This is a genomic window from Dysgonomonas sp. Shenzhen-Wh21, from assembly GCF_043392705.1.
Taxonomy (GTDB): domain Bacteria; phylum Bacteroidota; class Bacteroidia; order Bacteroidales; family Dysgonomonadaceae; genus Dysgonomonas.
Genome location: NZ_JAIXHZ010000176.1, coordinates 1 through 11,279, shown reverse-complemented (window position 1 = coordinate 11,279; position 11,279 = coordinate 1). Strand labels below are relative to the sequence as shown.

Annotated in this window: 10 protein-coding genes; 7 read left to right on the top strand and 3 right to left on the bottom strand. The window is 38.7% G+C overall.

All coding sequences use genetic code 11. The annotated features are described in order from the left end of the window. From LDB17_RS12685 to LDB17_RS12675, 3 genes are all read right to left on the bottom strand, one after another. Window positions 1–523 (bottom strand): M15 family metallopeptidase (locus LDB17_RS12685; RefSeq protein WP_393925057.1); only part of this gene is annotated, 523 nt, incomplete at its 3' end. Continuing rightward, window positions 510–1,355: a hypothetical protein gene (locus tag LDB17_RS12680; protein ID WP_252637241.1), complete on the bottom strand. Its 846-nt coding sequence runs from the start codon at window positions 1,353–1,355 to the stop codon at window positions 510–512. The genes LDB17_RS12680 and LDB17_RS12685, both read right to left, overlap by 14 nt. Next, window positions 1,327–4,374, bottom strand: coding sequence for a glycoside hydrolase family 3 N-terminal domain-containing protein (locus LDB17_RS12675; RefSeq protein ID WP_252637239.1), 3,048 nt, complete (start codon window positions 4,372–4,374; stop codon window positions 1,327–1,329). Before LDB17_RS12675 ends, LDB17_RS12680 begins: the two co-directional genes overlap by 29 nt. Before the next feature lie 224 nt (window positions 4,375–4,598). Between LDB17_RS12675 and LDB17_RS12670 the strand changes: the two genes are divergently transcribed. The 7 genes from LDB17_RS12670 to LDB17_RS12640 all read left to right on the top strand — a co-directional run. Beyond that, window positions 4,599–5,507, top strand: a complete 909-nt coding sequence (locus LDB17_RS12670) for a phosphatase PAP2 family protein (protein WP_252637238.1) — start codon at window positions 4,599–4,601, stop codon at window positions 5,505–5,507. A 143-nt stretch (window positions 5,508–5,650) separates the two neighbouring features. After that, on the top strand, window positions 5,651–6,013 hold the full coding sequence (rplS, locus tag LDB17_RS12665) for a 50S ribosomal protein L19 (protein ID WP_135106807.1): 363 nt from the start codon (window positions 5,651–5,653) through the stop codon (window positions 6,011–6,013). Between the two features lie 148 nt (window positions 6,014–6,161). Continuing rightward, window positions 6,162–8,201: a glycoside hydrolase domain-containing protein gene (locus tag LDB17_RS12660; protein ID WP_252637236.1), complete on the top strand. Its 2,040-nt coding sequence runs from the start codon at window positions 6,162–6,164 to the stop codon at window positions 8,199–8,201. 31 nt (window positions 8,202–8,232) lie between these two features. After that, window positions 8,233–9,453: a GTPase HflX gene (hflX, locus tag LDB17_RS12655; RefSeq protein WP_252637234.1), complete on the top strand. Its 1,221-nt coding sequence runs from the start codon at window positions 8,233–8,235 to the stop codon at window positions 9,451–9,453. Window positions 9,454–9,479: 26 nt separating this feature from the next. After that, window positions 9,480–10,319, top strand: coding sequence for a peptide chain release factor N(5)-glutamine methyltransferase (prmC, locus tag LDB17_RS12650; protein ID WP_252637232.1), 840 nt, complete (start codon window positions 9,480–9,482; stop codon window positions 10,317–10,319). A gap of 89 nt (window positions 10,320–10,408) precedes the next feature. Continuing rightward, entirely contained in the window at window positions 10,409–10,894 is a 486-nt protein-coding gene (locus LDB17_RS12645; RefSeq protein WP_252637230.1) for a regulatory protein RecX, read from the top strand. After that, the coding region (locus tag LDB17_RS12640) for a ComF family protein (protein WP_393925056.1) at window positions 10,875–11,279 on the top strand (405 nt) is incomplete at its 3' end. The genes LDB17_RS12645 and LDB17_RS12640, both read left to right, overlap by 20 nt.

The window sequence follows — 11,279 nt, the reverse complement described above, 5'->3', positions numbered from 1 at the left end:
CCTTATTGATACCCGCAGCACCACCAAAAAAATCGAAGGGAGTGCCCATATCCAAAGGTACACCTTTTTTATTACAAATAGTAAGATCTACTGCCATTCCATAATTATGAAGACCTGTACGTGAAGGGTTTGCGACATAAGCCGCATATTTGGTATTCTGCACCACCCGATACATCTTATGCTGCACACTCAAAGGACGTACGGCATCATAAACCAATAAACTATAATCAGGGTGGAGTGTTTTCAAATACTTCTGTGCAGCCACCAGCTTTTTTGCAGCCAAAGGATGCAGATATATATTTGCCAACGAATCGTAAAGGATTGTTTTTGTAAAGTTATCTGTTGTTGCATACTTTAGATCTACACGAATACTACTGTCTAAAGCATTGACATTTATCAGCTCCTGCGTTTGCAAATATTCTTCGAGACTAATAGATGCTGTCTTTTGCTGCTGAGCAAATAAAGCACAAGGCAACAACAAAAGACAGCAATATAGAAATATATATTTTTTAATCTTCCTCATCCTCTTCATCGAAGTCATACTCAACATATTCCCTGCTCAATATTTCGTCGATAATTTCACATGTTTGCACAAACTCCTCTGTATTCTTTAATCTGTCGATAGACTGATATGCTTCTTTAAGAGATTGCAGCATGATCACATCATCTTCGCTAGCTCCCATCTCCGGACTTTCAACAAACCAATGCAATTCATTTTTCAGGTTCTCACGGGCAGCATTATAAAAAACAAGAGCGGCTTCAGTCTCTCCCACCCGTTCCTTTATTTTAGCAGCTTCTATCATATCATGCCCCACTATATTTTTGTAGTTACTCATGATAGACAGCGTAAGCTTGGTTCTCATAACCGTGGCAAAGTGCAGTCCTTCAACATCTTCCTTTTCACGAAAATAATAAGCCAATGTATTCAATGACATACGAATCGATGAAGCTTCTTTGATTACAACTTCGGAAACAGGCCTCATAGGATATCCTTGAGTCTCCTTTTGCAACTGCTCAATCATATCGGGTGTAAAATCGAAAATCTTATTCAAGATCGATTCTTTTATTTCATCATAATTCCCATTGATATCTGATGCAAAAACGAAACGAACCAAATCTCTGAATAAACGACTATTCGGCTCTTTGATCGTTACAAAATCGTATGTATCAAGTGTATTGCTCTTACCCTCTGTAAAAAGTTCGGCAAGTATTTTATTTATATGCTCATCTTCTTCCGATAATATCGGGTGCAATTCTTCGGTTTTGTTTTCTATTATCAAATCCCATATTAGCTGGTTTTCGGTACTAAAAAATGGTTTCAATTCGTCATTCAGCGTCAGTCTTTTGTTTGTCATTGGTATTAGTATTAGTTATATTTGTTTCTTGTGATACAGTTCCTTTTTTCATCGCCGAATATATCTCTTCCTGAATACGTGTACGTATATTTAAAGTAGATATCGCATTATGAGTTCGCTTATCGTTCACTCTGTTCGACAAAAATATATAAATTAAATTATTATCGGGATCAACCCAGAAGCAAGTTCCTGTAAATCCTGTATGCCCGTATGTACTGGCAGGTGCGCTTAACGCTGTCGGACTCGATTTGCCGGTGGTTGTTTCCGGCTTGTCAAAGCCCAGCCCACGACGTGAAATTCCGCTCTTTGCTTGAAGAAACAGTTGACAAGTTTTTGGCGACAAATACTCCTCACCGCCATACGTACCCATATTCAGCCACATCTGATACAGCTTGGCAATATCATTCGCATCCGAAAATAAGCCTGCATTACCCGATATTCCACCCATAAAGGCTGCACCTTCGTCATGTACATAGCCTTGCAAGAGTTGTTTGCGTAGAAAATCATCTTTCTCGGTAGGGACAATTCTCTGCTTATCGAATTTTGTCAAGGGCTTGTAAGTGGTGGTTGTAGCACCGAGCTTGCTGAAAAAGTTTTCCTGTACAAATGTATTCAAATCCTCTTTCGATATTTTTTCTACGACTTCTTTCAGTAGCATAAAGTTGAGACAACTATATACATATTGTTTTCTTTTAGACAATTTTGACTTCGCAATTTCAGAAATAATAGTATCTGAATAAGTTTCGTTGATGTAAAACCCCTCGGCCAAAGGTAAGAAACCTGCTTTAGGAGTTTGAGACACTATCGAAGGTTTAAATTTATAATCTGTACGAGCCCATGTATTCGCATCAAACTGAGCAGAATAAAGAGAAGTCTGCGTACGATTGAATAATTTACCTTCATAGCTATCATCGTCTATCGCATTCATATAATAAGGTATAAAGGCAGGAAGTCGGCTTTCGTGCAAGAGAGCATCGCGGACTGTTATATCCGATTTATCCGTACCTTTCAGTGCAGATACATAGTTGCTGATAGGTGTATTGAGTTTCAATTTAGCATCGTCATACAATTTCATCACGGCAGGAACGGTAGCCGTAGCCTTCGTCATGGAGGCAAGGTCGTACAAGTCGGTATTCGTTACCTTTTGCTTGCCATCATATTCGAACGAACCGAATGATTTATTATAAATAACTTCTCCATCTTTGGCTATCAATATCTGACAGCCCGGAAAAGCCTGAGATTTTATCCCTTCCTGTACAATAGTCTCTATACCATCCAGTCGGCTTGTTACTATGCCTACATCTTCGGGCACAGTATAGCTTAGTCTTATTTTTTTAGTATTGATCCCTTTTCCTTCTTTAAACACTCCTTTCACTGTCACAGGAGCTTTTCCTGTAATAGCATTTCCGCCAAATATAGCTTGAGCCGCATAGTTCTGAGCGAGATCGGTATCTTCATAAGCCAGCAAAACTCCATCGGCATTTTTGACTGTAGAGGCATAAGCTGCTACCCGATAAGGATTAATGAAAAAGGTCAGTACAGTTTCTTTTCCTTGTATTACATTTTGTATAGCAGTACTAAAATTTGTTCTTGTAGTGTGCACCGATACTATAATTGTATTATATGGCTCAAGGACTTTTTTCAGTTGCAGAAGAGCATCGCTATCCGAAACATTGAAGCAGGTAACATCTCCATACATTTTCAAAATATTATGAAATGTATTGTCCACCGAAGCGCCTATTGATATCGCTGCAATTTTTCTCTTATCAAGTCCCTTTAGCGGAACGATTTTATCATCATCTTTTATCAATGTCATCGCATCCCGATGCAGATTTCGGTTTATCCACTCGGCATTCGTATTATTCAGGCTTTGAATAAGACCCGAAGCTTCTATAGTCGTGACATGATTCAAACCCAGGATATATTTATACGCCAATACCTTCTTACACTTAACCTCTATTTGTGATTCCGTGAGTAAGGTATCTGCTATCGCTTTCTTTACCGCATTAAATTCTTTTGCTGTATTAACGGGCCCGAGAAGAACATCATTGCCCGCCAACAAAGCCCTCACACAATAGTTATCTTCACCTGAAACTCCTTTCATCTGTAAGCCATCTGTAAAGATCAATCCCGAGAAGCCAAGATCGTTTTGCAACAGCTTCGTAGTGATAGGTTCAGACAGAGAGCTGGGTTGCCTTTTGGGATCGAGAGCAGGAATATTCAAATGCCCGATCATCATTCCCGACAAACCTGCATCAATGTATTTTCTGAAAGGCTTTATCTCAAAATCATCAAGCCTGTCTTTGTCATGTGTAATGGTAGGCAAAGTTTTATGAGAGTCAGTGGATGTATCGCCATGTCCCGGAAAATGTTTCGCTACGGCCATCACCCCACCTGCTTCCAAGCCTTTCGAATACATAACACCAAGTTGGGCCACACGATCGGGGTCTTCACCGAACGAACGGTTCCCGATCACAGGATTATTGGGATTGCTATTAACATCGAGCGCAGGAGCAAAATTTACTTGCACGCCTATCAACTTACACTGACGAGCGACTTCGAGACCATAATAATATAACAGGGAATCATTTTGAATTGCACCTAGCATCATATTGCGAGGAAACTGCGTTGTATTATCTAACCTCATCGACAAGCCCCATTCCCCATCGAGCGAGATCATCAAAGGAGTTTTAGCTGTTTGTTGCGCATAATTGGTGAGTTCCGCTTGATTTTGGGGAGAGCCTTTAGAGAACAAAATTCCGCCGACATACTGGTTCGTTATCAGGTTTTTTATTGTGGTTTTATTCGATTCTGTATTATCTCCGCTGACAATAGGCATAAAAAGCTGCCCGATACGCTCATCCAGCGACATTTGATTATAAACCGAGTCGACCCAATGTCCCATTTTTTCTTTATCGACCGTATCGTAGAGAGTCGTTGTTTTACTTCCTAAAGCAGCAACATTGAGGCATATCGTTGCAAAAAATGCAGTTGCAGCTGCTATATATTTTATTTTCATTTTATACTTGATAATAAATTAAAAGGCTTTTTCTCCTGTATACATACAAAAGTATAACGAATAAGCCTTATAAAACCAATAAAAAACTTTAATTAAACATAGATTAACAAAGATATAATACCTTGTGTTATGATTATTTAACCTTAAAATATATCCACCAAATAACGAAATAAAAACTTCTTCGTTATATATTTATCATCAATAAACTATCAAATTTGACATATATGAATGCGCTTAGAAAAGTAAGTCTTTTTATCATTATACTATTCACGCAGACAGGTATTATATACTTGTATGCCCAAGAATATAAGCCGTTAATTACATCCAAACCGAAATTATTACAAAGCAGCTCTTTGCCCGACAAGACATTATTTCCTAAAATAGATTTATCTGCATCACCTCAGGTTCCTTTAAATATCGACTCCGACAAATGGGAAAACAAAATTCCAGAATTAAATATTGAACAAATAAGCTTTAACTCAACGTATCCCAGATTAATAGCCCCTACTCTATTTATTGCTTATGGCATCATGGCACACGAGAATCATATGCTTAAAGATCTGGACAAAAGCACAAACAATGAGGTAGGCGAGCACTTTAAGAATAAGATGATATATGATGATTATCTACAGTTTGCCCCTGCCGTTTCTGTATATGCACTAAATCTTGCGGGAATTAAAGGAAATCACGATCTGAAAGATGTAACGATCATAATGGCTATGTCTCACCTTCTGATGGCGGGAACTGTGAACATTCTAAAAAACAGCACCGGAGTACTTAGACCGGACGGATCGACACGTAATTCATTTCCGTCGGGTCATACAGCTACAAGTTTTGTCGGTGCACACATACTGTTCCGTGAATATATAGGCAAATCACCCTACATAGCTTTTAGCGGATATATAGCCTCTTCTGCAACAGGCGCATTGCGTGTACTTAACAAAAGGCATTGGGTAAGTGATGTTTTAATGGGAGCCGGTATAGGCATATTCAGTGTCGAAGCCAGTTATCTTTTATTGCCAACAATCAATAAAATTTTATACCCGAATCACTTAAATTCAAAACATACTCTGGCAATAGCTCCAAATATAGGAGATAACTGCTACGGAATAGGAATGGAATACACCTTCTGACGCCCATCCTAATAGTTTCAAAAATAGAGGTTAAGGTATTGCAATTTTCGGAAATATCGTTATCTTTGCATCCGCTTTGCGTAATCTCTGACGGGAGGTGCTCGTGTATATTGCGTATATTAACAACAAAACCATATATAATCATGGACTTAATTAAAGTTGCAGAAGAAGCATTTGCTACAGGAAAAGAGTTTCCTAAATTCAAAAGTGGTGACACAGTGACAATTGCTTACCGTATCAAAGAAGGTAACAAGGAACGTGTTCAGCAGTACCGCGGTGTGGTTATTAAAATTGCAGGACACGGAACAAAAAAACGTTTCACTGTTCGTAAAATGTCTGACAACATCGGTGTAGAAAGAATTTTCCCTATCGAATCACCATTTATTGACAGTATCACTGTAAACAAAGTGGGTAAAGTTCGTCGTGCTAAATTGTATTACCTTCGTAGTCTTACAGGTAAGAAAGCTAGAATCAAAGAAAAAAGAGTTGTGTCTAACAAAGCTTAATTCTTTATCCTACAACAAAGTACGAAAAAGATACAGAAGAGTCTGCCTACAATGCAGGCTCTTTTTTAATATCTATGCACTGCTACCTCTTACAGATTATTCTTACCTTTAGCCCATTATACCAAATTCTGTGCGAAAAACTTTAATTATGAGATTCTATAAACCATCGCTCATTCTGATTATTCTATTCTGCTCGACACTAATAAATACAAATAATCTCTTTGCTCAACAAGGAAAGTCAAAGAACGAATATGTTTATCTCTTTATGGGTACAGCCGGAGATAACGGACAAGTAGATCCTGCCGCATGTGTTCCATACGGTATGGCGAGGGTTTGTCCCGATTCTGATCCCAGAACTCATGTCGGATACGATTATGATGTAAGTAAGATTTCCGGGTTCTCGGTCAATCGTATATCTGGTATCGGGTGTAGTGGCGCAGGAGGCAATTTAAGCATCAAACCCGTAGCGAAAGACGTTAGCATCAGTATGAATAAAGAGCTGGAATCTGCTACTCCGGGTTACTATACCACCACTCTTACCAATGGAATAAAAGCGGAATTGACAGCAACTCACAATGTAGCCATAGAACGTTATCACTACCCAAAGGGAGAGGCGCAAAAGATGTCAATAAATTTTGCATCATCTTTCACCAGAGTATTAGGCTGTGATTACAAAATTGTTTCAGACAAGGAAATACAAGGATATATACATGCTGGCAACACATGCGATCATGGAGCTTACAAACTATACTTCAACATAAGCATAAGTAAACCCTTTACAGTAAATGCAAAGCATGAGCAAGATGTAGAGCTGGCGTTTGAGGGAACTGATAATCAACCGATAGAAGTAAGAGTTGCACTTTCTCCGATTAGCACAGAAACAGCTCGTTTAGAAAACGAAGGGATAAAAAGCCTTTCTTTTGAACAAATAAAATCACAAGCCAGTAATGTTTGGGAAAATATCTTATCGCGAATAGAAATAAAAGGAGCTGGCGAAGACGAAAAGAAACTATTCTACACCTCTCTGTACAGAGTATTTCTTAGTCCGGCAAATACGACGTCGATCGACGGAAAGTATTTGGCTACAAATGGAGAAGTACAGCAAAAAAAGGATTATACATATTACAGTTGCTGGTCTATGTGGGATACATATCGCACCAAATTTCCGTTGATCACCCTACTCGATTCGAAATCGATGAGAGATATTGCAAACTCTTTGTGTAATCTGTATATATACGGCAAAAAAGATTGGGCTACAGACTTCGAATCAACCCCGACAGTGCGTACCGAGCATTCACAAGTTGTGTTACTGGATGCGTACAAGAAAGGGATCACCAATATCAATTTAGCTAAAGCTTACAATGGAATAAAAAAGGAAATGGACAATCTCCCTACCAATCGTCCCGATCAGACACTGGAAAGCTGTATCGACTGGTGGGCTATGGCTCAGATAGCTGAGATACTAAACAAAACGGATGACGCTAATTACTATAGCGACAAAGCAAAAAGCACATTTATAAAAACATGGAATACAGATTTTAATAACATTGACGATTCTTTTACAAAGATGCGAGGCAGCGGGCTTTATCAAGGTACACGCTGGCAATACCGCTGGGCTCTGCCTCAATACCTGAACGAAATGGCTGACAGTGCAGGAGGACAAGACATCTTAGCGAAGCAGCTCACCTATTTCTTTGACAACAATCTGTTTAATCAAGGAAACGAACCGGGAATACATGCTCCGTATATTTTCAATCGCTTGCAACAATACGATAAAGCTCAGGCGAATGTAAGACGCATCATAAAAGAAGATTTGAACCACCTGTATGGAGGGAATGCCGAATATCCGACACCTTATTATGGCAAGCCTTTTAAGACAGAACCGAAAGGATACATGCCTGAAATGGACGAAGACGATGGTACAATGAGCGCATGGTATGTATTCTCTACGATAGGATTATATCCTCTGGTAGTAGGCGAACCGTGGTACGAGATCGTTTCTCCGCTTTATGATAATATTACCATACAGTTGGATAACGGGAAAAAATTAAACATTACAACTAAGAACCGTAAATCACCCGATGCTATAATTAGACAGGTGAAGTATAACGGAAAAATTATCTCCGATTTCAGAATAAACCACAATGACATTCTCAAAGGTGGAACTTTGGAGTTAGAGTACAAATAGGATTTAAAATCTTTAGAGATTAAAAGATTATATGAAAGACTTTATTATATCAGAATCAAAAAACGAACAAGCAGTTCTAGTAGGGCTTATCACTCAATACCAAACAGAAGAACAGGTAAAAGAGTACCTCGACGAACTTGCATTCCTTGCCGAAACGGCGAGTATCGTTCCTGTAAAAAAATTCACACAAAAGCTTGAAAAGGCAAATCCCGTTACCTTCGTAGGGACAGGAAAATTACAGGAAATAAAGCAATATATGGAGGAAAATGAGATCGGTCTAGTCATTTTCGACGATGAACTTTCTCCCAAGCAGATAAGGAATATAGAGAAGGAATTACAAGTGAAAATTCTTGACCGCACAAGCCTTATTCTCGATATATTTGCCATGCGTGCCCAAACTGCTTATGCGAAGACACAGGTAGAACTGGCACAATATCAATATCTGCTTCCACGTTTGACCCGTTTATGGACTCACTTAGACCGTCAGCGAGGGGGAGGTGTAATGATGCGTGGTGTGGGGGAAACTCAGTTGGAGACCGACCGCCGTATCATTCTTACCAAGATAGCATTCCTAAAAGAAGAGCTGAAAGGTATTGACAAACAAATGGCTTCTCAGAGAAAAAACAGAGGTAAAATGGTACGTGCTGCCTTAGTAGGATATACCAATGTGGGAAAATCAACCCTCATGACGCTGCTAAGCAAATCGGAAGTTTTTGCGGAGAACAAGCTTTTTGCGACACTGGATACGACCGTAAGAAAGGTTATTATCGATAACCTCCCATTTCTATTGTCGGATACTGTAGGATTTATCCGCAAATTGCCTACTCATCTGGTCGAATCATTTAAATCTACATTAGACGAAGTAAGAGAGGCTGATCTGTTATTACATGTAGTGGATATTTCTCATCCAAACTTCGAAGAACAAATAAAGGTAGTGAATAAAACATTACTAGAGATAGACAAAGAGGAAAAACCAACTATATTGATTTTTAATAAAGTGGACTCTTTTTCTTATAAACCCAAAGATGAAGATGACTTGACTCCTAAAACAAAGGAAAACATTTCTTTGGAGGAACTCAAAAACTCGTGGATGAACAAAATGCACAACGATTGTATTTTTATTTCGGCTACAGAGAAATTGAATATCGAGGAGTTGAAACAAAAGTTGTATGAGAGGATAAAAGCGATCCATATAGAACGCTACCCTTACAACGATTTCCTCTTTCAGAAGTACGATGAAGAAATGGAATAAGGAAGAAAAGAAAATAGTACAGCCTGATGCAAAAAACAATTTCTTATATAAAAGAATATCTAAAAGCGTATTATCCCGAAAGTGAAATTTCGGGATTTATACGTATTATAATAGAACATACAACCAAGCGTTCGTATCCTCAGGCTGTGATATCAGACACAAAGTTGACGGAAGAACAAACAATCCTGCTGCACTCTATACTAGATCGCTTAAAAACGTTCGAACCAATACAGTATATTATTGGTGAAACCGAATTTTTCGGACTTCCTTTCCATGTGACGAAGGATGTATTGATACCCCGCCCCGAAACGGAAGAGCTTGTGGAACTAATTTTGAACGAAAACAAAAAATCTGGACTAAAAGTACTCGACATCGGCACAGGTAGCGGAGCTATTGCAATAGCATTAGCAAAGCATTTAGAAAAGGCAGATATCGAAGCATGGGATATATCAGAAGAGGCATTAAAGATTGCGACCTTCAACGCAGAATCAAATGCTGTGGATATAACTTTCAGAAATGTGGATGTTTTAAAAGATTATCCTACAGACACTAAATTTGATATCATAGTCAGCAATCCTCCTTATATCTTGGAAAAAGAAAAATCCAGAATGGATCAGAATGTTTTGGATTATGAACCACACACCGCACTATTCGTCCCCGATAGTAATGGGCTTTTATTCTATGACCGAATTGCAGATATCGCCTTAGATTTACTCGAACCAAACGGTAAATTGTACTTTGAAATAAATCAGAGAAAAGGAGAGGATACAGTACAATTAGTCAAAAGCAAAGGTTTTATAAACGTTTGCCTATTTCAAGATTTAAACAAAAACGACAGGATGGTAAGAGCAGAGCTAGACAGATAATGTACTAGATTCTATCAAAACAAAAAACTTTACTACGTTCAGGATAATATTTTTCCTACTTTTGAGTGTTATTCTAAAAACAAGAGAAATTGAAGTTATCCGAACCACAAGCACTCAACCGTGTCGCAGCCTATTGTTCCAGAGCCGAACGATCTGAATTTTCCGTACGCAAAAAATTACTTGCATGGGAATTATCCTCCGATGCTATAGAACGAATCATGGACAGGCTAAGGAAAGAGAAATACCTTGACAACACACGTTTTGCAAGAAGCTTTATCAACGATAAATTACGGTTCAACAAATGGGGTAAGACCAAAATTGTTTTCGAACTCAGAAAACTTAATATTCCAGAATCTATCTACAACCCGATTTTGGAAGACCTTGCGGGAGACGAGTTCGAAAAACAACTAATGCACATCCTCTCCATAAAAGAGAAATCAGTAAATGCAAAAAATGACTATGATAAGAGAACCAAGCTAATACGCTTTGCTCTGGGACGAGGCTTTTCAATGGATCTGTGTATTAAATGTGTAGATGAAATCTTAGGCGGTACTTATGATGACAATTTTTCATAATTTTCTCGATCTTTTTTTCCCCAGCCTCTGTGTTGTCTGCAAAGAGCGATTGAGCGAAGGGGAGCAGCACATTTGCACCGACTGCCTGCTGCTCATACCCAAAACGAATTTCCACCTGCAACCCAACAATCGTCTGGAACAGTTTTTTGCCGGACGCTTTCCCTTCCAATATATTGCCGCTTTTGCCTATTTTGTAAAAGGAGGCAGCATACAGCATATTATTCACGAATTGAAATACAATCGAAACCCTCACATCGGCAGATTTATCGGTGAGCTATGTGGAGAAAATATAAAAAACAGCGATTTTATTTCTTCTATAGATATGCTCGTCCCCGTTCCTCTTCATCCGAAGCGCCAAAAAGAAAGAGGCAATATATTGGAAGGG